This window comes from Loktanella sp. SALINAS62 (assembly GCF_018263905.1).
Taxonomy (GTDB): Bacteria; Pseudomonadota; Alphaproteobacteria; order Rhodobacterales; family Rhodobacteraceae; genus Loktanella.
Genome location: NZ_JAAFZU010000013.1, coordinates 1 through 24,878, shown reverse-complemented (window position 1 = coordinate 24,878; position 24,878 = coordinate 1). Strand labels below are relative to the sequence as shown.

The 24,878-nt window shown below is 59.4% G+C and carries 21 protein-coding genes and 1 CRISPR repeat array; of the genes, 12 read left to right on the top strand and 9 right to left on the bottom strand.

Translation table 11 applies throughout. The features are described 5' to 3' along the window. Positions 1 to 400: 400 nt before the first annotated feature. From GZH79_RS06490 to GZH79_RS06465, 6 genes are all read right to left on the bottom strand, one after another. A complete protein-coding gene (locus GZH79_RS06490; RefSeq protein WP_211642974.1) occupies positions 401 to 730 on the bottom strand; it encodes a hypothetical protein in 330 nt (109 codons plus the stop codon). A gap of 693 nt (positions 731 to 1,423) precedes the next feature. Further along, positions 1,424 to 2,115: a CRISPR direct-repeat array (repeat unit 32 nt; unit sequence GTTTCGATCCACGCCCCCGCGAAGGGGGCGAC). A 47-nt stretch (positions 2,116 to 2,162) separates the two neighbouring features. Next, entirely contained in the window at positions 2,163 to 3,116 is a 954-nt protein-coding gene (cas7c, locus tag GZH79_RS06485) for a type I-C CRISPR-associated protein Cas7/Csd2 (protein WP_211642973.1), read from the bottom strand. Between the two features lie 5 nt (positions 3,117 to 3,121). Next, the gene (gene cas8c, locus GZH79_RS06480) at positions 3,122 to 4,927 is read right to left on the bottom strand and encodes a type I-C CRISPR-associated protein Cas8c/Csd1 (protein ID WP_211642972.1); all 1,806 of its coding nucleotides are present in this window, start codon (positions 4,925 to 4,927) and stop codon (positions 3,122 to 3,124) included. Continuing rightward, positions 4,924 to 5,595 (bottom strand): type I-C CRISPR-associated protein Cas5c, encoded by a 672-nt coding sequence (gene cas5c / locus GZH79_RS06475; RefSeq protein WP_211642971.1) that lies wholly within the window; start codon positions 5,593 to 5,595, stop codon positions 4,924 to 4,926. The genes cas8c and cas5c overlap by 4 nt, the downstream gene beginning before the upstream one ends. An 88-nt stretch (positions 5,596 to 5,683) precedes the next feature. Beyond that, entirely contained in the window at positions 5,684 to 7,870 is a 2,187-nt protein-coding gene (locus tag GZH79_RS06470; protein ID WP_211642970.1) for a CRISPR-associated endonuclease Cas3'', read from the bottom strand. Positions 7,871 to 8,204: 334 nt separating this feature from the next. Continuing rightward, the gene (locus GZH79_RS06465) at positions 8,205 to 9,200 is read right to left on the bottom strand and encodes a substrate-binding domain-containing protein (protein WP_211642969.1); all 996 of its coding nucleotides are present in this window, start codon (positions 9,198 to 9,200) and stop codon (positions 8,205 to 8,207) included. A gap of 239 nt (positions 9,201 to 9,439) precedes the next feature. On the opposite strand from GZH79_RS06465, the gene GZH79_RS06460 reads away from it, so the two are divergent. From GZH79_RS06460 to GZH79_RS06440, 5 genes are all read left to right on the top strand, one after another. Next, positions 9,440 to 10,486, top strand: coding sequence for a sugar ABC transporter substrate-binding protein (locus GZH79_RS06460; protein ID WP_211642975.1), 1,047 nt, complete (start codon positions 9,440 to 9,442; stop codon positions 10,484 to 10,486). A 62-nt stretch (positions 10,487 to 10,548) separates the two neighbouring features. Further along, positions 10,549 to 11,352, top strand: a complete 804-nt coding sequence (locus GZH79_RS06455) for an ATP-binding cassette domain-containing protein (RefSeq protein WP_211642968.1) — start codon at positions 10,549 to 10,551, stop codon at positions 11,350 to 11,352. Further along, positions 11,349 to 12,584, top strand: a complete 1,236-nt coding sequence (locus tag GZH79_RS06450) for a sugar ABC transporter permease (RefSeq protein WP_211642967.1) — start codon at positions 11,349 to 11,351, stop codon at positions 12,582 to 12,584. The genes GZH79_RS06455 and GZH79_RS06450 overlap by 4 nt, the downstream gene beginning before the upstream one ends. Before the next feature lie 16 nt (positions 12,585 to 12,600). Beyond that, positions 12,601 to 13,329: an SDR family oxidoreductase gene (locus GZH79_RS06445; protein WP_211642966.1), complete on the top strand. Its 729-nt coding sequence runs from the start codon at positions 12,601 to 12,603 to the stop codon at positions 13,327 to 13,329. A 1-nt stretch (position 13,330) separates the two neighbouring features. Continuing rightward, positions 13,331 to 14,920, top strand: coding sequence for an FGGY-family carbohydrate kinase (locus GZH79_RS06440; protein WP_211642965.1), 1,590 nt, complete (start codon positions 13,331 to 13,333; stop codon positions 14,918 to 14,920). Positions 14,921 to 15,015: 95 nt separating this feature from the next. Here the strand turns inward: GZH79_RS06440 and GZH79_RS06435 are convergent, their stop codons facing one another. Beyond that, entirely contained in the window at positions 15,016 to 15,555 is a 540-nt protein-coding gene (locus GZH79_RS06435; RefSeq protein WP_211642964.1) for a recombinase family protein, read from the bottom strand. Positions 15,556 to 15,762: 207 nt separating this feature from the next. On the opposite strand from GZH79_RS06435, the gene GZH79_RS06430 reads away from it, so the two are divergent. Then, positions 15,763 to 16,950: an ATP-binding protein gene (locus GZH79_RS06430; protein ID WP_349291171.1), complete on the top strand. Its 1,188-nt coding sequence runs from the start codon at positions 15,763 to 15,765 to the stop codon at positions 16,948 to 16,950. Positions 16,951 to 17,059: 109 nt separating this feature from the next. Here the strand turns inward: GZH79_RS06430 and GZH79_RS06425 are convergent, their stop codons facing one another. Beyond that, positions 17,060 to 17,305, bottom strand: a complete 246-nt coding sequence (locus GZH79_RS06425) for a hypothetical protein (protein WP_211642962.1) — start codon at positions 17,303 to 17,305, stop codon at positions 17,060 to 17,062. Positions 17,306 to 17,617: 312 nt separating this feature from the next. Here GZH79_RS06425 and GZH79_RS06420 point away from each other — a divergent pair, with 312 nt between their 5' ends. Beyond that, positions 17,618 to 18,484 carry a hypothetical protein gene (locus GZH79_RS06420; protein ID WP_211642961.1) on the top strand — a complete coding sequence of 289 codons (867 nt, stop codon included), beginning with the start codon at positions 17,618 to 17,620 and terminating at the stop codon, positions 18,482 to 18,484. Between the two features lie 102 nt (positions 18,485 to 18,586). Further along, the gene (locus GZH79_RS06415; protein WP_211642960.1) at positions 18,587 to 19,249 is read left to right on the top strand and encodes a hypothetical protein; all 663 of its coding nucleotides are present in this window, start codon (positions 18,587 to 18,589) and stop codon (positions 19,247 to 19,249) included. Between the two features lie 280 nt (positions 19,250 to 19,529). Here GZH79_RS06415 and GZH79_RS06410 read toward each other — a convergent pair whose 3' ends face one another. Further along, the gene (locus GZH79_RS06410) at positions 19,530 to 20,573 is read right to left on the bottom strand and encodes an IS1595 family transposase (protein WP_211642959.1); all 1,044 of its coding nucleotides are present in this window, start codon (positions 20,571 to 20,573) and stop codon (positions 19,530 to 19,532) included. 327 nt (positions 20,574 to 20,900) lie between these two features. On the opposite strand from GZH79_RS06410, the gene GZH79_RS06405 reads away from it, so the two are divergent. From GZH79_RS06405 to GZH79_RS19315, 4 genes are all read left to right on the top strand, one after another. Next, positions 20,901 to 21,605 (top strand): hypothetical protein, encoded by a 705-nt coding sequence (locus GZH79_RS06405; RefSeq protein WP_211642958.1) that lies wholly within the window; start codon positions 20,901 to 20,903, stop codon positions 21,603 to 21,605. 15 nt (positions 21,606 to 21,620) lie between these two features. After that, complete coding sequence (locus GZH79_RS06400) at positions 21,621 to 22,700, top strand: radical SAM/SPASM domain-containing protein (protein ID WP_211642957.1); 1,080 nt, start codon at positions 21,621 to 21,623, stop codon at positions 22,698 to 22,700. 94 nt (positions 22,701 to 22,794) lie between these two features. Then, positions 22,795 to 23,568 (top strand): hypothetical protein, encoded by a 774-nt coding sequence (locus GZH79_RS06395; protein WP_211642956.1) that lies wholly within the window; start codon positions 22,795 to 22,797, stop codon positions 23,566 to 23,568. Then, on the top strand, positions 23,565 to 24,503 hold the full coding sequence (locus GZH79_RS19315; protein WP_349291170.1) for a serine protease: 939 nt from the start codon (positions 23,565 to 23,567) through the stop codon (positions 24,501 to 24,503). The genes GZH79_RS06395 and GZH79_RS19315 overlap by 4 nt, the downstream gene beginning before the upstream one ends. Positions 24,504 to 24,878 lie beyond the last annotated feature (375 nt).

The following is a 24,878-nucleotide window of genomic DNA, read 5'->3' as shown; positions in this document are numbered from 1 at the left end:
GCTATCATGTTCGAAGATCGCTTCAATGCGTAACTGTATCTGAAACCCGCATGCGCCAGACCAGATACACAGAGTTCATGACACTCCCACGTTTGGGGTATTTTCGCGCAAATTTTAAAAGAAGTTCGGGCACATTGACGAACAGGCCGGGGACCGAGGGCGTCGACGCTGATTCTATACTTCACAGCGCAGGTCCGTCTGAAGACCAGAGCAGGCGATCGATTCCGAGCCAGAGACAAAAAAGGCCGTGGATATTACTGACGTATTGCGTCTGGTGAGAAGTGCTCAACTCTGCGCACCTTCAGCATAGGATGGGCCGGAATTGAAACGATCGCTGCCCAAATTATGAAATACTGGAGCGGACTTCCGCAATTAAGTCAGTATAGTTGAAGACCAGATTCTAGATATTCGCTTCTTGTTCGTAAGCATTGACGGCTTCATCGCGGCGCTGCCAACAAGCCTGCTGTATTCTTTGAGAGCCAACAACGTCGAAAAAATCGTCTGGTGTCTGTCTTGCGAACTGAGATACTGCCTCGCGGGCCTCGACGTAGTAGAGCTTTGTCCCAGTAATCGGTACTTCGCCAGTATGAATCCCATCTCCTTCTGGTTGCTTCCAGAACCCCAGATGATCTGCTGATCTACGCAGGTGAAAATGCGCCCATGGGAAATTATCACCGAAAACCTCCCGAATGGTCGGGCGCATCTCTTCGACAGCATCAGACGGACTCATCGGAATTCGCGGATCTCTGTCGGCCGGAGTTGACAGCTGAACGTTTCCTACGAGCTTGTAGGCCGGGCACCTCCTTCTTGCACCAGTGTCCCCCTGTCGATAACGTTCATGTTGGATGCTGCTATCGCGGGAAGATAGAAAGTCATCTCTTCAATGCCATGCTGTGAGTCATTCCGCGTATCAGCAACAATGACCTGGTCAAATACGATTTCCCGGCCACGCCCCAAGGGCGTAAGCCAACCCCCCGGACTCACCAACGTCATCCCAAAGTGTTTCCCGAGGTGGGAGAAGCAATTGCGGCAGAGGCCGAGAAGCTGGCGTCACGCAAGGCCAGCTCATTGAAGAGATGTGGGGTATCTACACCGCACAGAAATAGCCTTTTGCGCATCTGTTTACTTTAGGCGCAAAACATCAATGTCGATTGCCTCACCAGTCTTCAGCATGTCGTAGTTCATGCTTGTTAGCATACCGATCACCTGAAGATTATCTTCAAGAGGAAACGTGCCAAGTAAGGTGTTGGCCGTCATTGCCTCACGACGGCCTGCTGGACCGTGCCCGGCAGATTCCCCAGGGCTTTATCCTTTGATTTTTCGAACCTGCGCAGCGACAACCGCATTCTCCCTCGCAATGGAAGTGATTTGGTTGACGAAAGTCGCTTGAACAATTTTCTGGGTGACGTTTGTCTGGTGCAGGTTCATCCACCGCCCCCCCGCGAAGGGGCGACAGCCCGCGCGACACGGGGGCAGGATGCTTATGACGTTTCGATCCACGCCCCCGCGAAGGGGGCGACTCGGCGGCTGTTGTATCGTGTCCACATGTGGACGTTTCGATCCACGCCCCCGCGAAGGGGGCGACGGCTTTATCGCCGGGACGAGAAAGGCAACATCGTGTTTCGATCCACGCCCCCGCGAAGGGAGCGACAGCGCCTGTGACGGCCCCTGACGTGCATCCCGTCGTTTCGATCCACGCCCCCCGCGAAGGGGGCGACGGGTGGATAAAGTGCAGGTGTTTGCGGGGGTGCGGTTTCGATCCACGCCCCCGCAAAGGGGGCGACCCCCGTCGCAGGCTATCGCGCAGGTGACGGCATGTTTCGATCCACGCCCCCGCGAAGGGGGCGACGCCTATCGCCAGCCATTGCGCCGCGCCGGTCCCTGTTTCGATCCACGCCCCCGCGAAGGGGGCGACCTTGTTCGGGGTCCATGTCCCGCGTGTCGATGTCGTTTCGATCCACGCCCCCGCGAAGGGGGCGACGATTCGCGCGCAATGTCCGTCAGGCCAAGGTCTGGAGTTTCTATCCACGCCCCCACGAAGGGGGCGACTGGCGCAAAACTTGTGGCCCTCGTCCTCGAAGTAGTTTCGATCCACGCCCCCGCGAAGGGGGCGACGATGGCGTTGAAGAGCCAGTGCTGAAGCGCGGAGAGCGGCAAGCTCTCTACCACGGCTCAATCAGGGTTACACCCGCGGGCATGTTGCTACCGTCGACCTTGATCCGGTAGTCCGAGAAGGCGCGGGCGGGCGGCCAGTTGTGGATCCGCGCATCGCCAATCGGATGGCTGTCCCCGCCCCGCACGCGTTCAACTGAGACTCGCTCGAACAGTCTATGCGCAGGTGCGTTCCCCAGTATGCTGTCGTGGCGGAAGGCGATAAGGCGACGGGCAGCCATCATGCCGCGTGCCGCCGAGCGGTCGAGGTCCAGCATCTGCTCGAGCGCTTGCCAGAGCAGCTCCAAGTCTTCCAGTGAAAAGCCGGTGCGGCGTGCCAGCGCGGCGTTGACGAAGCCGTGCACGCGGTAGAGTCCGTATGGCACGATCGCCTTGCGGCCCATCGTGCGTTCCTTTTCACGGTCCTTTTCATTGGTGACGGAGGACCGGGTGATCGAGATTTCCAGTGGCATGACCGGCTCCTCGGAGCGGGCAAAGGCAATCTGCACGGGCCCGCGCACCTGACCCGCATTCACGCCGGTGGACATTACCGCGCCAAAGGTGCGGATGTCCCAGAAGTTGGCGCACATCCAGTCAGTCAGGCGCTTCGCCTCGGCGTCGTCTTTAGGCAGCTTGGAGTAGTCTTTCGCTTTCTGCGGACTGACGCCGGTGGCGTCCCAAGCCTCTTGGTGTGCCTCGTTCAGCACCGCGCGTTCGGTGAAGTAGATGCGGTGACCCGGCGTGCCCCCTTTCGCCTCAGCGACGTAGTTACGGATCTTGCGCTTGATGGACACATCCGACATCAACCCGCGGTTCGTTTCGGGGTCCATACGGGGCATATTGCCGGCATCGGGGTCGCCGTTGGGGTTGCCGTTCTCGACATCGAGAAAAAGCACAAAATCCCAGCGGTTCTCCAGCGGCGTGCCTTGCGCGGCGTCCAGTGTAATTTCGGTCTGGTCGGTCATGCGGTTTAATCCTCGGTTTCGTCGATGAGAGCGTCGGCGGCATCGTTGGCCTCGGCGAAAAAGTATTGCCACTGATGGTAGAAGCCGATGAAGAATCGGCCCTGCTCCTCGAGCGGCAGGGCGGCGGGCAACTCGCCGCCACCGGGTAGTCCGCCCATAATCGCGGTCACGGCGCGGTCGGCCTTCACGCCCGAGCCGGTGCGCCTGTCGCTGGCCTTGGCGAGGCTGGCGGCGTTGTGCTCGTAGCCGCGCATCAGCATCGGAAAGACCCGAGCGGGCGTGGCCGAGGCGGCGCCAATGTATTTCGAGCGCAGGCTGGCGCCGCGCTTCTGGTAGCTCTGCTCTGCGTAAGCGAAGGCGGCGAAGAGGCGGCCCAGCAGATAGGCGACGTTGTTTGCGGTCTCGTCAAGCGCCATGGGCACCTCCTGTCTATAATTTCTGATCAGCACTGCGCGGATCATCGCGGCCCGGCGACCGTCGAGCGCGCCAGCCTTGGGGTCGGGCTCGCCTTCGGCGCGCAGCCGATTGATGAGCGCTGCCAAGAATGGCGCTGGATAGGAAATATCCGTGAGGATCGCGCGCATCAGGTCTCCCCCAAGCCTCGGCGGCACGTTGCCCGAGTCACGTTGTGCGGCGATGTCGTAGAGCAGTGCCCACGGCACCGGGGGACGCTCAATGCCGTCCCTTTGGAAAGGGGAGGGGGTGATCGCACACTCCGTCCAGAACTGAGCGACGTTTTGCGTCATCTCGCCAAAGCTCGCGCGGATCCAGAACCGCACCGACAGCCGCGCCGCGTTGGGTGAGAGCCCAAGCACGAAGAACGGTGCATCGAGATCGAGGTCGCGCGGGAGCCGCCCGGCCCGAATGTCCGTCAGACGTTCACGCAAGAGCTCGTCTTCGGCATCAAGGCCGACCTCCTCAGAAACCTGTTGCAGCATCGCCGAAAAAAGGTCTTCTGTGCCGTCCTCTGCTATCGACCAGAAGACTACCGTCGCGTCGCCAATGCGCAGATGATTGCGTGACCCTTTCGCCAGCAGCGCGTTCAGCGCGGTGCCGTAAGCAAAGGCGGCGGTCTCCGAGACCGGCGCGTTGTCGCCTTGGGCCTTGCCGTGGGATTCGTAGGCGTCGTTATTGAATGATACCAGCGCGGCGCCAGAGCTCTGCGCCCCCGCGACGCCCTTGATCGTCGGATGTAGCCGCGCGACCGATCCCTGCCGACCGGTGACAAGACACATCTGTAAAGCCCCCAGCGCAGCCGGCGCCAGTAACGCACAGGCGGCGGGACGCAAGTGGAGATAGCGGTCGTCGGTTGTGCGTTGCGCATCGGGTGCATGGGTAAAGACGACGTTCTGGTCCAGAAGCTCTATCGGACCGTCCCATTGTTCCGCCGTCCATAACCGGCAAAAGGCTGAGAAGGCGGACAAGGCCGGATCGTCGGTTCTCTCGAGGAGTTCGGTCTGCGCGGACAAGAATGCAGCATGTTCTTCCGCTGTGCGTCTTGACTGGCCGACTGAGATGGAGCCGTCCGCACCTTCGACTGCCGTCACACCAAGCGCGTAGGCCGTCTTGTCCCATAGGAGGTTCGGCTTCACGCCCGAGGTCCGCTTGACTGCCGCTGGCACGGACAAGGGCCGCGCCTCCATTTTGCCCTTGGCCCCCTTCCGCATCAGCGAGCGAATTGCCGCGACCGATCCGTCGTCGCGGATTACCACCTCGACGCCGACCTTCTCAGTCGAATAGCCTGGGCGCGGCCAGCCCATCGTCTCGGCACGGCGCTCGTAAAGCGCGGCAAGTTCCTGCAGAACGGTCATGTGGCCGGCTCTCGGGCGAGGCAGGAGGCGACGTCGATCACGCCACCTTCCATCCGAGCCTGATAAAAAACCGATCGGCGGCCGCCTCTGTAGTCGATGTCATGCAACATCCAGCCGAGATCCCGGTCGCGGTCGGCTTCGGACAGGTTGGTAGGCGGGATCTCCTCGACCAGCTCGAAGTCGGCCGGAAACTCTCGCACTCCCAAGGCCGGTTGGTGAAAGCACTGACCCTTCGACGCCCGTCGGCGGAACATTTCTGCGTGTTTTCCGGGGTTGTCCTCGGGCCCAGCTTTGGCCGTCATCTCGAAGTGGGCCTCAATCCCATAGGCAACATTCGCAAGACACAACATCGCGCGCTGCTGTCGGTCCTCATCCACCCGCAGCCCCAGTCCGCCAGTGTCGTTCCGTCGCATCGCACCGCGCGCTTTGGAGGCCGGAATTTTCGATCCGACCTCGTTGCGCCGAATGGTCTCAAAGCGGATTGGTTCGAGCACGTGCAGGCGGTCAATCACCCATCGGATCGCGGGCTTCCAATGAATCGCCTCGAGGATACCGCGTGCAGCGGAGGGGGTTATGACGTCGTAGGACACTCGCTCTACCTTCATCTCGGGCCGAGTAAAGCAGGCGTTGCGACCGCAAACCAAGAGCTTGATGCCAAGGGCGGTCATCGCATCACGATTGAGAATTTTGTCATTGAAATATCTTTTTAGTTGTCCGCAGCAAATCCGCCTCGTGTCGTCCGGTCAAGTGCGGCCTTCAGAAAATGCTCGGACCCAGATCTCCGGGATCGCTGACATACAGCCCCGCCGTTGCATCATAGGCCTCGCTGCTCTCCAGAAGTGCGAATTGTTCGCCAAAGCGCTCGGCCTCAAACCACGAGATCAAACCAGCCTCCTTCAACCGCTGCCAAAGCCCCCACGGCACACCAAGCGTGTATTGCTGCAAGACGCGCGCCGCTGCTCCGGGCGACCCATGCCGCAGGTTTTTGAGCAGTTCGCCTGGCACGCCCCAGTCGCCGTCGCGCACGATTACCGAAGGGCCGGCGTCAGGGATCATTCGGAACGCGGCCTCAATGTCCTCGTAAGGACACCCTCTTCGGCCCCGCGCGATCGCCGCAAGGATGCCGGGCGTGCCGTCTACCTCTGCCGCATCCAGCGCCTCGATCCCCTGCGCACGCCATAGCGCATTAAAATATTCGCGGATCGCCACGCCGGAGAAGGGATCGTCTCGATGCTCTGCCAGCACTGCCCGAGCAATCCGCGCCTCCTCCGCCAGCAGAGGCGGCGGTGCCTTGTCTGGCTCAAAGACAAGAACCTCTCCCAGATTGTCCATCTTGCCTTCGCGATTGCATCGCCCTGCCGCCTGCGCGATTCGATCGAGTCCCGCCTCAGCTCGCAGGACCAGCGGAAAGTCCACGTCCACTCCCGCCTCGACCAAAGAAGTCGCCACCAGACGCACGGCGTCCCCGGCCTTGAGTCGCGCGCGAACATCCTGCAGCACGGCCCGACGATGCTCGGGCGTCATCAGCGTCGAGAGGTGTCGGGCGCCCTCCGATGAACATATCCGGTCGAACACGTCTCTGGCTTGCACACGGTTGTCGACGATCAGCAATGCTTGGGATGCGGCTTCCAATCGGCTGGCCAGAGCCTCATCAGTTTGATGTCCCAAGTGCCGCAGGGTCGTGCGGCGGAGCTGCGTATGTAGGCGGACCGGATCGGGCGCGAGCTCGCGAACGTGCTTCAAGGCTTCAGGTGCCGGAAAGCCGGCTACTTCGGTCAGCGAAGGCTGGGTCGCGGTGCACAGAACAATGCTGGTTCCGTAACCTTCAGCCAGTTCAGTCAGCGCGGCCAGACAAGGGCGCAATAGGGACCGCGGCAAAGTCTGCGCCTCGTCCAGCACGATCACTGACTGCGCCAGCGAGTGGAGCTTGCGGCAGCGGCGCTTACGTGCAGCATGGAGGCTCTCGAAGAGCTGCACGGCGGTGGTGACGATTACAGGCGCGTCCCAGCTTGCCGCGGCGATACGCCAGCGCACTGACTCGTCGTCCTCAAGCGTGTCGCGGTCGAAATCGGAATGATGCTCTATGACCGTATCCGGGTGGTCGTCAAATACCGCGCGGAATACGTCGGCGGTTTGTTGGGTAATCGAGGTGTAGGGGCTGACGTAGATCAGTCGCCTCAACCCGTGCTGGCGGGCGTGATCGAGGGCGAACCCGAGCGCAGCCAGCGTCTTGCCGCCGCCGGTCGGAACAGTCAGCGTAAATAGACCCGGCGCTATCGCGCTGGCCTTGCGGACGTGCCCCAGCACCTCGGCACGTAGGATGTTCAGCGGCGTGTCGGCCGCAAAGCCTGCAATAAAACGCTCAAATGCCATGTTCATCGCCGGATGGAGCGTCTCAGGTGAAGACGGTGTAGCGCGTCCGGTGGTTTCGGCCTCCCAAGCTGCGGTTTCCCGATCGTCGGCATCCACGAGACAGGAGTAGAGCATCCGCACCAGCATCTGTGCACGGTAAGTCTGCTGAGAGTGATCGGTAGTCCTCAATCTGCCAGGCGGTGGCACATCTATCGCATTCGCCCAGTTAGGTAGGTCGAGCGTCTCGGCCGACATCAGCCTGTCGGCCAGTCGCGCAGGATTGGGAAGCGCACCATGATGCCCCGCAATCGCGCCGGCCAGGAGCGGCCCCATTCCACCGAGGGAGGCTATAGCTTTTGCACCTTCGGCGCTGTGCGTAACAGGACGCGGATTTCCGTCCAGACGTAGTTGAAACGCAGGCTTGGCCTTTCCGAGATCGTGCAGCAGACCCAAAGCGTGTGCATGGTTCTCGACCCCTAAACCGAAGGCCGCAGCCCGGGTCGAAGCCGCCTTGGCGACTCGCTCTGAATGGGTTTGCAGCAGCTCCCATTTGGATTTCGGGCCATCGAGGGAATGGGCATACACGGTCATGGTCGAAACTCCGCTATAGGCTTCAGAGCCCGACAATCGATCATCCAGAAGTAATATTCATCCAGAAAAATCCGTATTTATTAACAGTATTGCCAATAGTGTTAAAGGATCCACCGCTCGATCGTGCCTACATGCATGGTAGGGGCCGCAATCGCATCCCGACCTTTAGCAGTTTCCGGGTAAACTGTTAAACATGAGTGAAATGCGGCTCAAAGGCGCTACTGAACATGGTCTCAATTTCGATGGTCATCGTGCGAGCATTTACCTGGCATAATTCTGAGTAGACCAGCTGGTTTTCTGCCGACTCTATTCACGTAGCGATCCGCTTGTGTGGTTAGGGGAAGCGTTCCATTAGGCACGGCACCAGAACCTTGGAAGGAGTGTTCTGCTCCTCTGACAGAAGGTCAAACACCACGGACATCATCTTTGGAACGTCTTGCCGCGCCATTGCCAGATTGCCAGGCAAGAGCGCTCCGAAAGGGTCCCAGTCGAAGCAGACAAACGGAAGCTCTCCCTTCATGAGGCGGTCGGTTTCTGACAGCCAGCGGATGACCCCTTCGAGTGTGATCGTCGAGTTCACGAAGATGGCCTGTGGAGTCGAAGCTTTAAGGGACATCAGGGCCGCATAAGCTTTCTCGGGGGCGTAGCCGCAGGGAAGTATCAGATCGGTAGCCTCCGTAAGCCCGCGATCTCGATGCGCTTGCCGAAACCCCTCGATGCGCGCTGCAGTATTGTGGTCCGCGACGCGTCCGCCGATGAACATCAGAGGGCCGGATCGACCGGTGGCGGCGCAATGATCGAGCAGAATGTCGGTCAACGTCCGCGCGCCATCTTCGTTGTCCGACAGAACCGACGGAGCCAATGCTCCAGGCAAATCCAGATTGAAGCTTTTGACGCCCGCGTCCTTGCAGATCCCCGTGATCCGATCCGGATCGGTGGCCCCGGTGGCGATGATCGCGTCAACGCGGTAGGAGACAAGTTCGCGCGCTGCCGCGATTTCCAGGTCAGGATCGCGCTGCGCGCAGGTGATGACCGGAAACAGACCGGCCTCCCGTGCGCGGGTCTCGAAAGCCTCGGCGATGGCTCCAAAGTAGCGGTTGTCGTATTTGGGAAGGATCATTCCCACGATATTCGACCGCGCGCTGCGCAGGACGCTGGCTTGGATGTTGCGCGAGTAACCGTTCTCTTCGGCAACCTTGAACACCCGGTCGGCGGTCTTTTCGCTGATCCGGCGCTTCTTCCAGCTGCCACTCATCACGGCGCTGACGACGCTGGGTGACGTGTCCGCCAAAGTCGCGAGGTCGTAAATCGTCGTGCGTCGCTTCGACATAGCGTGGGATGACTCCGTCCAGTTGGGGTCGAGTGTAACGCGGGGCTTGACTAAAATACCACCTTGTTTATTGCTTGCTACATCGATTGCGCAATGCGCGATTCGTGAAGTGGGCCGGGTCCTGCTTCGAGGGAGGAGACGAACAGCAAACCTGTCGCACCCCGCAATGGTGCGTCGGACAGCCTATGTCGCCGCTCCTGTCGAAGCCGGATCAGATGGCCCGGATCGTGGAGGAGAAAATGACTATGACTACTTTGATGACCCGTTCAGCGACCTGCGTGGCTGCCCTCGTTCTTGGGGCCGGCGCGGCATCGGCCCAGACGGTGGGCTTCCTGATGCCCGACCAGGCATCCACCCGCTACGAAGAGCGCGACTACCCCGGTTTCCGCGACGCGATGGCAGAGCTGAATGCCGACGCCGAGGTGATCTACCAGAACGCCAACGGTGACGCGCAGCTGCAGCAGCAGCAGTTCAATTCGCTGATTTCCCAAGGGGCGGAAGTCATCGTGCTGGACCCCGTCGACAGTTCCGCCGCGGCGTCGCTGGTGAACCAGGCGAAGGCGCAGGATGTGCGCGTCATTGCCTATGACCGTCCGATCCCCGACATGCCGGCCGATTTCTACGTGTCCTTCGACAACGAAGGCATCGGGCGCGCGATCGCGCAGTCGCTGGTGGATCACCTGCAGGCCGAAGGTGTTGCCGATGGCGCAGGCGTGTTGCAGGTCAACGGCTCGCCCACGGATGCGGCTGCCGGATTGATCCGGGACGGTGTGGACAGTGCGCTGGACGGGTCAGTCTATGAAACGTTGGCCGAATTCGACACTCCCGCTTGGGCTCCGCCAGAGGCTCAGCAATGGGTCGCGGGCCAGATCCAGCGGTTCGGCAGTGACATCGTCGGCGTCGTGGCTGCCAATGACGGCACCGCGGGCGGCACGATCGCGGCGTTCAACGCAGCCGGTGTGGATCCGATCCCGCCCGTGACCGGCAACGACGCCACCATTGCGGCGCTGCAGCGCATCATTGCGGGCACGCAGTTCAACACGATCTCCAAGCCATCGGAAATTGTGGCCGAGGCTGCGGCGGAGGTGGCCAACGCCTTCCTGCAAGGCGAGACGCCAGAGCCCGAGACAACGCTCTACGACACGCCCTCGCGCCTGTTCGTCCCCGAGGTTGTCACGCAGGACAACATCAAGGCGATCATCTTCGACGGCGGGATTAACACCGTAGAAGAGGTCTGCACGAGCGACTTCATGTCCGCCTGTCAGGACCTTGGCATCACCGAGTGATCGGATGACCAACGCGCGTCCCCCCTTACGTGGGGCGCGCACCACGTAAGGGGGGAAAGACAATGGCAGATCAGGACAGCGGTCCCATTCTGAAGCTGAGCGGCGTGTCGAAACAGTTCGGTGCCGTGACGGCCTTGGACAACATCGACATGGAAGTTCGCAAGGGCGAGGTCGTGGCGCTTGTGGGCGACAACGGCGCGGGCAAGTCCACTCTGGTCAAGATTCTCGCCGGGGTTCACGCCAAGACTTCTGGCACGATCCATTTCCAGGACCGCGAGGTCGAGATCGGCACTCCCGGACGCGCGCTGGAGCTGGGCATCGCCACGGTGTTCCAGGATCTGGCACTTTGCGAAAACCTCGACGTGGTGGCCAACCTGTTCCTGGGGCAGGAGCTTGGCCCTTGGCGGTTGAACGAAGTCGAGATGGAAGTCCGCGCCTGGACCCTGCTGGAAGAGCTCGCCGCCCGCATTCCGTCGGTGCGCGAACCCATCGCGTCCCTTTCTGGCGGTCAAAGGCAGACGGTCGCCATCGCTCGGTCCCTTTTGCTGGATCCGCAGATCATCATGCTGGACGAACCGACGGCCGCGCTCGGTGTTGCGCAGACGGCTGAAGTGCTGAATCTGATCGAGCGCGTGCGCGACCGGGGGCACGGCGTGATCCTGATCTCTCACAACATGGAAGATGTGCGCGCCGTGGCTGACCGGATCGTCGTTTTGCGTCTTGGGCAGAACAACGGGGTCTTCGGACCCGATGCGACGCAGGAAGAGCTGGTCTCGGCCATCACTGGGGCGAGCGACAATTCCGTCTCGCGCCGCGCGAAGGCCCGTAGCGCCGCCGCAGAACCCAAGGAAGGAGTTGCGACATGAGCGACACCCGCAAGATCGACCGCGCCGACAGTCGCGTGCGCGAGGATACCGGATTGGCCGGTGCCGCGCGCGGGTTTCTCGACCAGGTAAAATCCGGGGATCTGGGCATACTGCCGGTGATCCTTGGCCTTGTCGTCATCGCCGTAGTCTTTACCTGGTTGAACCCGATCTTCATGCGGCCGCAGAACCTGACGAACCTGCTGTTCGATGCGGCCGCCGTGGGGCTGATCTCGCTCGGCGTCGTCTTCACCCTGATGCTGGGAGAGATCGATCTGTCGATCGGGTCCATGTCCGGGGTCGCCTCGGCGATCCTTGGTGTCCTATGGGTCAATGCAGGCGTGCCATGGCCGCTTGCAATTCTGGCTGCGATGCTTGCGGGGGCCGTGACCGGATTTGTCTATGCGTCCTTGCTAAACAAGTTCGGGATGCCCAGCTTCGTATCGACCCTGTCGGGTTTGCTGGCGCTATTGGGCCTGCAACTGTATCTGTTGGGCAATTCCGGGTCGATCAATCTGCCCTATCAGTCATTCCTGATCCGCTTCGGCCAGACGATGGTGATGCCGGGCTGGTTGTCTTATCTGGTCGCACTTTTGCCGGGGATCGTGATCTTTGCCCTTGGCCTTCAGACCCGACAGCGTCGGGCCGATGCGAACCTGTCGGTGCCCGCATGGAGCGTCTTGATCGTTAAGGCCGCCGGTTTGACGGCCATCCTGCTGATCGCGGTCTGGTATCTGAACCTCGGGCGCGGTGTGCCGTGGATGTTCCTGTTCTTCGCGGTCCTCGTGGCAGGCATGGAATACGTTCTGACGCGGACGAAGTTCGGACGGTCCATCTTTGCCGTGGGCGGCAATCGAGAGGCCGCACGCCGCGCCGGGATCAAGGTCGAGCGCATCCGCATCTACTGCTTCATGATCTGTTCCACCCTTGCCGCGATGGGAGGCGTCCTTGCGGCGTCCCGGCTTGCCTCGGCCAGCCGGCAGGCGGGCACGGGGGACGTGAACCTCAACGCCATCGCCGCTGCCGTGATTGGGGGCACGTCGTTGTTCGGCGGGCGCGGGTCGGCCTGGTCCGCCCTTCTGGGGGTCATCGTGATTCAGGCAATCTCGAACGGGCTGACCTTGCTGAACCTCAGCTCGTCGCTGCGCTACATGATCCTGGGGGCAGTTTTGGCGCTGGCGGTGATCGTGGACAGCTTGGCCCGGCAATCGCGCGCCAGCAACGGCCGCGCCTGAACAGGAGAGGAATCCAATGACGAATTCCATGAATGGTAAAGTGGCCGCAGTAACGGGCGCGGCATCAGGTATCGGGCTGGAGTGCGCAAAAATCCTGCACGAAAACGGAGCCACCGTCGTCTTCGTCGACCGCAACGGCGAGGCGCTCGACAAGATCGTCGCGGACCTTGGCGACCGGGTTCATGCGCTGGAACTGGACCTGTTCGACGGATCGGCTGTCATGGCGATGCCGGACCGGATCGCAGAGATGGCAGGGCCACTCGACATCCTGCACATCAACGCCGGGGCCTACGTCGGCGGCGCGGCCGCAGAAGGTGATCCCGACCAGTGGGATCGGGTGATGGACCTGAACTGCAACGCCGCGTTCCGCTGTGCCCGCGCCGTCCTGCCGGGCATGATCGAGCGGGAAACGGGGGACATCGTGTTCACCTCGTCGATCTCAGGTGTCGTGCCGGTGGTGTGGGAGCCGATTTATACCGCCTCCAAGTTCGCGGTTCAGGCGTTCCTGCATTCCACACGGCGACAGGTGGCACCGCATGGCATCCGCATGGGGGCCGTGCTGCCCGGTCCGGTGGTGACGGCGCTGCTGGACGATTGGCCAAAGGCCAAGATGGAAGAGGCGCTGGCCAACGGATCGCTCATGCAGCCGCGCGAAGTGGCCGAGGCTGTGCTGTTCATGCTGACCCGCCAGCGCGGGGTCGTGGTGCGCGATCTGGTGCTGCTGCCCAACAGCGTGGACCTGTGACGTGACGGCCTGTGTCATCGGCGTCGACGTCGGGACAGGCTCGGCCCGTGCGGGCGTGTTCGACCTTACGGGTCACATGCTGGGCACGGACAGCGCCCCAATCGAGATGCACCGCGAAGGACACGACCGGGTCGAACAATCCTCGACCGACATCTGGTCCGCGATCTGCTCCAGTGTGCGTGGCGCGGTCTCCTCGGCAGGGGTGGATCCGGCGGATGTGGCCGGAATCGGATTCGACGCGACATGCTCGATGGTGGTGCAGGGGCAGGGGGGGACACCCTTGCCCGTCGGGAATCCCGATGCTCCGGAGCGAGACGTGATCGTCTGGATGGACCACCGGGCCATCGAACAGGCCCGCCGGATCAATGCGACCGGTCACTCGGTGCTGAAATACGTCGGCGGCCGTATCTCGCCCGAAATGCAAACGCCCAAACTGCTGTGGCTCAAGGAAAACCGGCCCGAGGTCTTCGATGCCGCAGCCGGGTTCTTTGACCTGACGGATTGGTTTACGTGGCGCGCCACCGGAAGCCTTGCGCGGTCGGTCTGCACCGTGACCTGCAAGTGGACCTATCTTGCCCACGAAAAGCGGTGGGATGCAGATTACTTTCATACGATCGGTCTGGAAGAGTTGGCGGACGAAGGGTTCGCACGGATCGGCACACAGATTGTCGAGCCCGGCACCGCCCTTGCCAACGGGTTGACCGACCGCGCTGCACAAGAGCTGGGCCTGCCCCCTAACACCCCGGTCGCTGCCGGTCTGATCGACGCGCATGCGGGCGGTATCGGCACTGTCGGGGCAGAGGGCGACCCCACCGAAAATCTGGCGTATGTCTTCGGCACCTCGTCCTGCACGATGACTACGACCGACGAACCTGTATTCGTGCCTGGCGTCTGGGGCCCCTACAAATCCGCGATGGTGCCCGGAGCCTGGCTGAACGAAGGTGGCCAGTCTGCTGCAGGCGCCGCGATCGATGCCTTGCTGGCACATCACCCGGCCTCTGCAACGGTCGAAACGGGTGCCGAAAGTCTGCCGATAGTCCTCGCAGCGCGCGCCCAGTCAACTTCGGGCAATGCATCCGGGTCCGTCGCCCTGGCACGCGGCATTCACGTGGTGCCTGAATTCCTGGGCAACCGCGCGCCGCATGCCGACCCAGACACCCGCGCCGTGATCGCGGGGCTGGGAATGGCGCAGGACGAGGACAGCCTCACTGCGCTTTATGTCGCGGGGATCTGCGGCATAGGTTACGGGCTGCGCCAGATCGTGACCGCTCAGCGTGCGGAAGGCATCAATGTCGAGCGTATCCTCATTTCCGGCGGCGCAGGCAAAAGCCCCTACGTGCGCCAGATACTGGCCGACACGACCGGGCTCGAGGTTGTCGCACCTTTGGCCGAAGAGCCCGTTTTGCTGGGCTCGGCCATCCTGGGAGCAGTCGCGGGTGCTGCGCATCCCTCCGTGACCGATGCGATGTCGGCGATGACAAGGATCGGCGAGCGGTATGACCCGTCGCAGGATCACGCATCGATCCACGACGGTAGGTTTCAAATATTCTGTCGCCTTCAGGAAACTATGCGTAAGGCGGCGTCACTCTGACCGCAAACCTTGTGGTGTTGCGATGATCCAACGCATCTTCTCGGTGCTTTGATCGGAGCCTATCGATCCCCGAGCGGAGAGTAATTTACCCCGCTCTAAGCCCGGCGCACAGTGTTCGGGCTGACGTCGAACAGGCGCGCGATCTCGGCGATGCGCCGGCCTTCATCATCGCGCAGGCGCCGAACTTCCTCGCGCTGTTGCCGGGACAGGGCAGGGGGTCTGCCGCCGATCCGCCCGGCCTTGCGCGCTGCGGCAAGACCCTCACGAGTCCGCTCGGAGATCCGCTCCCGCTCGAACTGGGCGATCGAAGCGAAGACGTGGAACACCAGCCGCCCCGCAGGCGTGGTCGTATCGATGTCCTCCGCCAGCGACCGGAAGCCCGCGCCTTTCGCCCGGATCGCCTCGACAATAGCCAACAGATCCTGAAGTGACCGGGACAGGCGGTCGTATTTCGCAACGACAACGACATCGCCCTCGCGCAACTGGTCGATCATCCGGTCCAGCTCAGGCCGTGCCCGCTTCGCCCCAGAGATTTTCTCAGCAAAAATACGGTCAGTTCCCGCATCCTTTAGCGCGTCAAGCTGCGCCTCAAGGCTCTGCCCTTCGGTCGACACTCTCGCATACCCCAAGATCATCGCAGAACTCCCACAAACCTGCCAAAACCTCTGTCGTTTTGAACGGGTGTTTTGGAAGGGTCAAGGTCCTGATCGAACGCAGGTCGCAATGTTTGTTCAAAAACGACCGTTTTAGACGGTGCGAGCCCGTTCCCTGTCAACCTAGTATCTAAAAATGTATAGGTAAGTATAGCTTTTAACGTTATACATTATTATATATAGTTAGAGATGCTTATAATTTGGAGTATTAGGATGAATCCCTACCGTAATCCATTCGCCCCCGGAGCAGGAAGCAGGCCTCCTGAGTTGGCAGGGCGTGATCACATCTTGGAAGCCGCTAAGATAGCATGTGGCCGCGCTTTGCTGGGGCGCAATCCGAGATCCATGATGCTTCTTGGATTGCGGGGAACAGGCAAGACAGTTTTACTGAATGAGATTGGTCGCATTGCAGAAGAACAAGGCTATTTCATCTCAAAAATAGAGGCCCCTGAACACCAAAGCCTCGCGCGACTTCTTTATCCAGAAATGCGTAAGGTTTTACGCGCACTATCATCAATAGAAGCTGCAAAACAGCTTGCACAACTTGGCCTCAAAGGCCTTCGCGGCTTCGCGTCGATATTCAAGATCGAAGTGGCTGGCGCGGAAATTGGCGTCGAACCAGAGCCTGGGCTCGCCGATAGCGGTGACATTCAATTCGATCTCCCGGATCTTTTCACAGCCATTGGGAAAGCTGCAAAAGCTGGGGGAAGAGGTTGGGTGCTACTGATCGACGAGGTGCAATATCTATCTGAAGAAGATCTATCCGCTCTCATTGTATCAATTCACAGAATGTCACAGGAGGGTTTGCCCGTGATTATGGTTGGCGGAGGTCTCCCACAGATTGCACGCCTTGCTGGTGAGGCCAAATCCTACTCTGAAAGACTCTTCCTCTATCCAAGTGTCGGCGCGCTCGACCCAGCATCCGCAAGACAAGCGGTGGAAAAGCCTATCGTCGAGGAAGATGCCGCTATCTCACCTGATGCCCTCACACAGATAGTGACCAAAACACAGGGCTATCCTTTTTTTCTGCAGGAGTGGTCATCTAAGGCCTGGGACAATGCCGAAGGCCCGGAGATCACCAAACATGATGTAGACAATGCCTATACCGAAACCCTCGCATCACTCGACGACGGCTTCTTTCGAGTGCGCCTCGATAGACTGACGCCAAAGGAAACAGAGTTTGTAACAGTCATGGCCTCACTTGGGGATGGTCCCTATGCCATGAGCGATATTGCGAAGGCTTTGAATAAAAAACTGTCTTCGCTCGGTCCAGTGCGCGCAAACACCATCTCAAAAGGGATGATCTACAGCACTGAGCACGGTTTTCTTGACTTTTCAGTTCCACTTTTTGCGGAATTCATGCGCCGTCAAGCATAGGCTTTCCAAGCCAGTAGTGATCAGCTTGAAGCTGCCAAAAACGACCGTTAGGGCCGCGGCCCGAAGGAAGATGCCCCGCCCTCTATGCTGGGCGGGGCATCGTATATGCCTAAAGTTGGTAGCAGCGCACTGCGCCAATTTCGACGTAGTTGATGTGGTAGCACGAGAACAGCATCGCCATTTCCACGCCCTCGACGGAACCATCGTCAGAATCCGCCGGCGCCGAAGCTTCGAGCGCGACAGTGCTGATCGCAGGGTCAGGACGATTGATGAGTTCATCATCCGTGCCGCCTGTCGTGAAACCCATCGTTGCACCCATGACTGCAACAGTGAATGCGGTAGCCAGTTTGATCATTGTACGAGCCCTCCCAGGCTTGTGCTGCAGGGACCCAACCGCGAGCCCCTTAGGATGATCCAAATTTGGCAGAGATTGCCGGTCGTTCAATCTCTTGTTTTAACTCTCTTTTTCAGCCTTTGCCATTGACCGGCATGCGATGCAGCGTCAAGTACGAGCGGTGTCGTAAATTGCCCTCCCGCGGCTATTTTCCGACGCACCACGGCTTTTATGGATCATTATGTGGTGCAAGATGACATTGCGTGTCGCCGATCGACACGCTATGGTGTTATGGTCGATCTCGTTTGATCGCGCGTTCTGCTGGAGTTGGTTGTGAACCCGTACTCTGAAGAGACACTTGGCGCTCTGCGCAACATATTGCATTGCTACAACAAATTCGAAGTTGGCTCCTGGAAGGAAACCAGTAAGGCCATTGATGTCGCCGAGGAGCAGACGCTGCGTCGCTTTGCCAAGGGCGATACGATTCCGAATATGCCAGCGATAGCGAGGGTCTATGCCTATTTTAGGGTTCGGTCGATCAAGCGTGACCTGTGGGAGCAGCCCTGGGCTATGCAGTGCCGATCGGACTTGGAGCGCTTATACAGTCTGCCCGCGATGCGCGATCCCTATCGCATCCTGAAGCAACGGGCCAAGCTTTCGAACGAAGAGCAGCAGCGCTGTGCGACCGAATTGAAGGGCGATTACTTTGTGGTTCGCCCGCACCCGGAACACGGCAGCGTTCTATCTCATATGCGCATCTTTGACAGCTTTCCGCATTATGGATTGGCAACCTGCCGAATATCGAGGGCCATACGAGAAGCTCCAGGGGGTGCGATCGAACGAGACCTGATCATTGAAGGCGGAGTGTTTCGTAAGTCATCGGCACTGAACATCCTAGGCTACGATGTGAGCGACGGCGATGTGCGCATAGCGGCCCTTCGAGACACTGGGCAGGGGGGCTACCGTGGCTTTATCACCGGGTTCGACAGCAGTAGCGTAGCATTTTCTGCTCGCGCCGTTGTGCAAAGACTAGAGAAGCCACTGGAGTATGAAGAAATGCGCGAAAAGACAGGATGGTGGACTGAGCCCGCCTCTTTGACGGATTTTCTGGTCGCCAACTTGGGTAGCGACCACCTGTTTCTGGAGCGCTGCGAAGCGCTGGAAACCGTTGATTACGCAACCTCGAAACCTGGAACTTAAAAAGACCAAAACTCATACGTTCTGTCACAGGCGAAAACGACCGTTTGTGACCACCGAGCTAACAGTCATTGCAACTTAAAATTGCCGATGCGGTGCAGCGGCATGCCCCATCCCAATATTGATTGCACCTTCACGGTCGCTTCAAGCCTTCGTAGGTTGTTGGCTGTAGGCAGTTTCGTGTCGGTGTCTGGAGATAACATGGAGCAGGTGGACTATTTTAGGGCCGGGGTAGCTGTCGCTATCTTCGTTGCGGGATTTTTACTTAGTCGGATCGTGGAAAGGCGAAAGAACAGAAACCAATTGAAGAAAAACAGTGTTGAGGCCATTTTGCCCCTGTTAGCCGCTTGGCAGGGGAAGCTTGCCGACTTGACCGGAGCTGGATTGCGATACGGGATTAAAAGCAATCAATATGGCGAGGCTTTACATGAATTTCAGAAGGCATCGTCTATCGCTAACGAACTAGAAATGCATGTTACAGTATTGAAGCTAATGGGTGGATGCGAAGCATTGGTCGATGAAGTCTACACCTTATTCGGCGGCCACAAGGACATGCACATCGACCAAACCGTTGGAATGCACATTCGACATGGTTTCCACGCAGCTTTGATGGAAACATATGCTGACATGGTCGGATCAAAAACTGAGAGCACTCCAAGCGTTGGCTCTTGGGAGAATGACTGGCGCAAGAATGCGATGGTGCTTGATTTTGAGCGTTGGTCTCAGCGAGTTCAACAGGAATGTGCCAAAGCATTGAGCCGCCTCTGATCCATCAGCCAATAGGCGAATACCGCCGCCTGTTCGCGCATCGGTTGCGTACTGAGATATGACCGGAAACGACCGTTTGTTGAGGGGTTGAGCGCCCGAGTCTGCTGTTGGTGCAGCCGCAGCGAAAGCTCATTTCGTTTGCCAACCGGGCCTTGATACGCAATGCGCCGAAGGTCCGGATCTGGGTCTGGTCAGGAATACTTGTCAGTCAGAGCGAGAGTGCCCAACGCGGCCTGCCGATGATATTCGAAATATCTGTCGCACCCCGTCAAGGGCGGTGTCAGCAAATCGTGTTGGCGCGAGGGGCTGAAGCCAGCAGCAGCCTGAGCGCATCGAGGTAGGAGCGGTCGGCGTTGTCGCGAGCGGCATGCCATCGGCCATAGGCCGCAAGGTTCTTTGACGCTGGCCCACAGAAGGGCTGCATGAAGGCACGAAAGCGGCTGATCAGGGCATTCACGGTGTTGATGTGGTGGCTCCGCGGGGTGCGCTTCGTCCGCCGTCCGGCATTGAGCGCGAAGTGCGGGATACGCTCGTCCTTCGCGATCCGTTCGTAGGTGACGAAACCGTCGGTGCAGAGCACCGCATCGCGCGCCATCACGGGCAGCAGCGCACCTGAGATCGCCGCTTGGCCCGCGTCGGCAATGGCTTCGAACGCCCGGTGGCCTGCGCGGTCGGTAGCCGCGAGGAGCTTCTTCTCCCAGGCCCGCCAGCCCCCCGGAGGTGCTACCGCCGAACCGCCCCTGCTCCGATAGGCCCGCCATTTCAGTCGCGGCGGTGCCGGCTGGTTCGCAGGGTCGCGCAGGTGCCGGACCCACTCCCTCGACCCTTTTCGGCTCTCGCGTTGGTGGGCTTCGTCGGCTTCGACGATGCCGGCAAGGCTGTCGTCAGGCTCCGGCTTCAGAGCGCCGATGATCGCCATCCGCCAGCGCCAGATGCTGTGACGCGACGCACCCAGCACCTCGGCCCCGCGGCGGCAGGACATCGGCTGCGGCGCCTCGACCATGTCACGCGCCAGCGCGACGACCAGATCAGGACGGTGAACCCGGGCCAGCGGCGTGCCGCTGCGGCCTGACCACGTCGCGCCGCACCCCGAGCAGTTCCATCGCTGTGCGCCTGTTCTGGTCCGACCCCACCGGGTGCGCGCGTCGGCTCCGCAGCGTGGACAGGACGCCGCCGGGCCGCCAATATCGGCCCGCGCGTCGATCTCAAGGACGGCCTCGGCACGCTTGCGCGCATCAGCAACGAGGCACTCGGCCTGCCGCAGCTCCTGTGGGCTCAGGCGGGCAAGCAGGCGGCCGAATTCGGTCGGATCGAAGCGGGGCATGGTGGGTCTCCTCGGGCCTCAGCATATCTCACTGGCGACCAAGAACAAAGTGCGAACCAACACGAATTGCTGACACCGCCCCGTCAAGAATGCACGGCCTTAGACACATTCTTTCACCTTAAATCTCAACTATAGGTCGCGTTTGCTTTGCAGATTATCGTTTATTTCGAATTATTTACCGCGTGTGGAATACCAGGGATTATCAAATGTTATGAAGAAAACTTACGCCCAATATCAAGACATACACAACTCATGCTTGTAATTTTAGGTCGTTCATGCTTGCTTTACGTAGGGTAACCTTTGATTTGAATGCGGAGGGACTGCGAGATGACCGATAACGAAAGTAGCAATAAAAATAAAGATATCAATAATATGAGTGTAGGAGATTTGCTCGATCTCTTGCGACGTGCCACTGGAGAGACCGGTGAGAGCGAACCTCACCAAGAGAATCGGGAAGCAATGAAAGCCGTAGAAAGCTTTAACGAAAATGCAACCCGAGAGCGCACTGCACGACTTGCTATGGTTGATATGGTTGGTGCCTCTCCGCCCAATATTCAAATAGAGTTTCTGAAGGGACTGGCTTCGGATGAAGATGCACGCAAAGCCTTCACTGAAAACCCGGTCGACTTCTCTAAAAAGTCCGGTGTTCTGTTGGATGAGAGATTGGTCAATGCCGCCATCGATAGCATCGTATTCAACAAAACGCTCACGCCCGATATCGTAGCGAAACTTGGCCCCGATGTGGCGGCCCAGCTGGGTGGCTTGCGCAATCCAGGTACTGCGGCATGGCCCGCAGCGGTCGCGGCAGTGGCCGCCGTCGTGGCAGCAGGTGCCGCCGTCGTGTCGGCGGCTACAGCAGTCATGAAAGACCATACGGCAGGCGACCTCATGCGGCTGAAGGGTCTTGGGCCGGACGGTATTCGCATGCCGGGCAATCGAGGGGCGGTGCTTGGCGGTGCTGCGGTTACGGGTGCGATGATCATGGCCGAAAGCGGCGGCGGCAGTGGGCCTCTTGGCGGGCGCAGGTTCTGATCAAAAGGTGACATGATGGAAACCACGACTGCGGCAGTTCCACGCATCTATCCCGACACAGGGCCAATCGAGGACCGGATCGGGATTGCAATGATGCGTCGCACGCTGACCCGATCAATGCCTATTGTTTTCAACGGTCTGGTCGTGGAACGGACAGCACGATGCAACGCAAAATGCGCTATGTGTTATCAAGGTGCAGGGCCCAAAGGATCCGACGAGATCGGTGATGTGGCTCTGAGCATCGCAGATCTGACACCTGCCATTCTTGCGGCAGGGCGACGAAGTGACATTCATCCGCGCTTCCATCTGACCGGTGGCGAAGCTTTTCTTCAAATGGAGGATTGCCTTGCGCTGTTCAATGTCGCCCGCGAGTCGGGGTTTCTCGACATCACAAGCACGACCAATGCTTTTTGGGCGCTGACACCAGCGCGCGCGGATACCGTTTGCGCCCAACTGGCGCAAGCGGGCGTCACGGCGTTAGAGATCAGCTGGGACGTCTGGCATCTTCCCTATATCAGCCCTGCGGTCATCGAAAACTGTTTGATCGCGGCCCGCAGCCACGACATTGATGTGAACCTACGGCTTTTAACAACCCGCACACATACGATCAACGAAGCGCTTTCGACCTTGTCAGATGATGCCTTGGCGGCGGCACATCGTATTTCCAGCGGTCCGGTTTTTCCAAGTGGACGGGCGGCAAAGACGTTAAACAGGGCTGACCTATTCACGCAGGGAACTCTTGATGATAATTGCCACACGGCGCTGAACCTAACCGTTTCTGCTAATGGGCGCGTGTCTCCGTGCTGTGCGGGAGTCGATCAGACGGACGGATTGATGTTGGGAGACATCCACACAGAGCCGCTCGATCAAATAGTCGAAAGGATGCAAGGCTCGCCGCTTTTGCGCGCCTTGGTGTTTGAAGGGTTAGGGTCGCTCCTACCTATCCTCGATCGGGCAGGGTTTGCACCACCGAAAGACGGGTATACGTCGATCTGCCATATGTGCTGGGCGGTTTTTCGTGATCCTGAACGCAGTGCCGCAATCCGTGCCCATTTTGGCATGAAGACGCCCACTACGGGCGGCGCGGCACCGTGATATGATGGACATCGCCCCCCCCGATCCACATCCCGTTGCGGGCTGGTTCAGATCTATCGCAGTTTTCGCCGATTTTAGGCCGGACGGACTGATCATGGATTCGGGACGCTTGTCATCCTTTGTCGAACGACATGACCGCTGGTACCGCGAAGCGGTATCGGACGCGATCCGGCTCTACTTCAATCGGGAACTGTCATTTAGCGAACGAATGCCCCTGTCGGCGGTAGATGACGTTCTTCCGGTTGCCCGCATCTGTCGCGATCTGGGCTACGGGTTTTCACTCTCCGTGCATCTGGACGATGTCGAAGACCCCGACGCAGACGTGGTGCGCGCACTGGCTCACGAAGAGGCCGTCACGGGACTGGGCGTTATCGTCCCGGTCCTCGAGGTCGTCGAAGGTTGGGATATCGCACGTCGGAAACGGTGGATGGCGCGCGTTGATCACGTGATGGAAAGCAATACGCTTGTGGGATTTGTCGGTGATATTGCCGCCATGCGCATCTTGGGCGTGCTGACAGCATCCTCTGTCGGCGGCCGGTCCGTGACCCTTTACCCCCACGATCAGGCTTGGACAGAACGGGGCGCAGGACGTGGAGCCATCCAAGCACGGCCCTGCTTTGACCGGATGAGGGTTTATATCGATCCGGCAGGTATGGCCTATCCATGTCTGGGTCTGATGGTCGCTGAAATTGGTAGCTTCGGATCAATCGACAGCTGGCCCGACGAGACTTTTAACCTTACCAACCATGAACTTGATCTGGGCTATCTGGCGCGCAAGGGGCCTTCCGGCCTGATGCCGGTAGAGCGGCGGTCCGAAAACCTGCCTCTTGTATGTGAAGGGCATCTGGCTGCTCTGGCTGTCACATGATGGAGCATGAACCGACAGAGCCAACCCCGGCCGCTGCAGATCTTGTTAGAGTCGTCTCCTTACACCGCGAGTTTCGATCGCCAGCGCCCGATCCGGCTCGGTTTGGCCCGCAGCGGATCATAGAGACGACGTGCGAAGCGAAGTTTCGGCCACAGCGGGTTCTCCCGCAGCGACCGGTTTTTGACGCGGCTGCCGCAGTCTCCGATACTGCGCTACTGACTGCAGCCTTAAGGTCGGAACGCAGGCCCGATGGTGATACGAATTTAATCGCAGAGGTCGTTTTGGGCAGTGATGAACGGGTCCAGATTCATGATACTGGTTCAGCACCATGGCGGACGATCTGTGCGCTGCATATCGAAGCAGGCGACGGATCTCTTTGGAGAGGAACGGGTTGGATTGCCGGGCCGAATACGATTATCACGGCCGGACATTGCCTATACCTTCATCGTCGTGGTGGTTGGGTCAGGCGCATATCGGTGAAACCCGGCGTATCAGGCACCTCATTATCTTTTGGTACGTTTCAATCAACTGATTTCCGAACAGTCGGTGGATGGATTGAAACGGGAGACGACGCTTTCGATTATGGTGCAATCCTTTTATCTCAGCCTGATGCTCTCGAATCTCTAGGAAAGCTACGTTTCGCCGAGGTCATTGGGAATAGCATAGAAGGGTATGTCGTCAACTTGGCGGGGTATCCGGGCGACAAGCCAGATGATACGATGTGGTCTGACTCACGCGCAGTTTTGGCTGCAAGCAATACTCATCTTCACTATGAAATAGATACTGCAGGTGGCCAGAGCGGTGCACCTGTTTGGGTTGTAGATCAAAATCAACGCTTTGTTGTAGGCATGCATACGTTGGGCAGCCCTGCGGTGAATTCTGCCCTGAAAATAAATTCGGCCATATTCGATCGGATCGTGAGCTGGGTAACATAGCGGCGTTGGCCGCTATGGGCAAAGCTTAGCCAAGGCTTAAAGTGAGTCTCAAAGCGATAATGAAGTTGCACCAGATCTCAGCGCCGTGGGATATTCTGCCAAAAACGACCGTTCTTGACACAAGCCCTGCGAGTTCGCACAGCTTTGGGTTGTCGGTTCTTCGGTCGACGAAGGTCGGCTTCGAGCTCAAATTGACCAAAGCCTCACGCGTGCCAGTTTATCTATGCAGACCTGACTCGGTTCGATAGAAGCCTACTTTCAGCTTGGTAGGCTTACCTGATCGCCCAGGAGAGTGTCCGACCTTCTGTGTAACTGGGATTTGGTTCATGCTTCCTGAGAGAAGCAAGGACGATGACGATGACGATTTCCAAGGAA

What these genes read in the sequence shown, in the direction of transcription:
- GZH79_RS06435 (WP_211642964.1), bottom strand. Translation starts at nt 15,555, where the DNA reads ATGATCTTGGGGTATGCGAGAGTGTCGACCGAAGGGCAGAGCCTTGAG.
- cas7c (WP_211642973.1), bottom strand. Translation starts at nt 3,116, where the DNA reads ATGACCGACCAGACCGAAATTACACTGGACGCCGCGCAAGGCACGCCG.
- GZH79_RS06490 (WP_211642974.1), bottom strand. Translation starts at nt 730, where the DNA reads ATGAGTCCGTCTGATGCTGTCGAAGAGATGCGCCCGACCATTCGGGAG.
- cas5c (WP_211642971.1), bottom strand. Translation starts at nt 5,595, where the DNA reads ATGACCGCCCTTGGCATCAAGCTCTTGGTTTGCGGTCGCAACGCCTGC.
- GZH79_RS19315 (WP_349291170.1), top strand. Translation starts at nt 23,565, where the DNA reads ATGATGGAGCATGAACCGACAGAGCCAACCCCGGCCGCTGCAGATCTT.
- GZH79_RS06400 (WP_211642957.1), top strand. Translation starts at nt 21,621, where the DNA reads ATGGAAACCACGACTGCGGCAGTTCCACGCATCTATCCCGACACAGGG.
- GZH79_RS06430 (WP_349291171.1), top strand. Translation starts at nt 15,763, where the DNA reads ATGCTTATAATTTGGAGTATTAGGATGAATCCCTACCGTAATCCATTC.
- GZH79_RS06415 (WP_211642960.1), top strand. Translation starts at nt 18,587, where the DNA reads ATGCCCCATCCCAATATTGATTGCACCTTCACGGTCGCTTCAAGCCTT.
- GZH79_RS06465 (WP_211642969.1), bottom strand. Translation starts at nt 9,200, where the DNA reads ATGTCGAAGCGACGCACGACGATTTACGACCTCGCGACTTTGGCGGAC.
- GZH79_RS06460 (WP_211642975.1), top strand. Translation starts at nt 9,440, where the DNA reads ATGACTATGACTACTTTGATGACCCGTTCAGCGACCTGCGTGGCTGCC.
- GZH79_RS06450 (WP_211642967.1), top strand. Translation starts at nt 11,349, where the DNA reads ATGAGCGACACCCGCAAGATCGACCGCGCCGACAGTCGCGTGCGCGAG.
- GZH79_RS06470 (WP_211642970.1), bottom strand. Translation starts at nt 7,870, where the DNA reads ATGACCGTGTATGCCCATTCCCTCGATGGCCCGAAATCCAAATGGGAG.
- GZH79_RS06425 (WP_211642962.1), bottom strand. Translation starts at nt 17,305, where the DNA reads ATGATCAAACTGGCTACCGCATTCACTGTTGCAGTCATGGGTGCAACG.
- GZH79_RS06395 (WP_211642956.1), top strand. Translation starts at nt 22,795, where the DNA reads ATGGATTCGGGACGCTTGTCATCCTTTGTCGAACGACATGACCGCTGG.
- GZH79_RS06455 (WP_211642968.1), top strand. Translation starts at nt 10,549, where the DNA reads ATGGCAGATCAGGACAGCGGTCCCATTCTGAAGCTGAGCGGCGTGTCG.
- GZH79_RS06405 (WP_211642958.1), top strand. Translation starts at nt 20,901, where the DNA reads ATGACCGATAACGAAAGTAGCAATAAAAATAAAGATATCAATAATATG.
- GZH79_RS06410 (WP_211642959.1), bottom strand. Translation starts at nt 20,573, where the DNA reads ATGCCCCGCTTCGATCCGACCGAATTCGGCCGCCTGCTTGCCCGCCTG.
- cas8c (WP_211642972.1), bottom strand. Translation starts at nt 4,927, where the DNA reads ATGACCGTTCTGCAGGAACTTGCCGCGCTTTACGAGCGCCGTGCCGAG.
- GZH79_RS06445 (WP_211642966.1), top strand. Translation starts at nt 12,601, where the DNA reads ATGACGAATTCCATGAATGGTAAAGTGGCCGCAGTAACGGGCGCGGCA.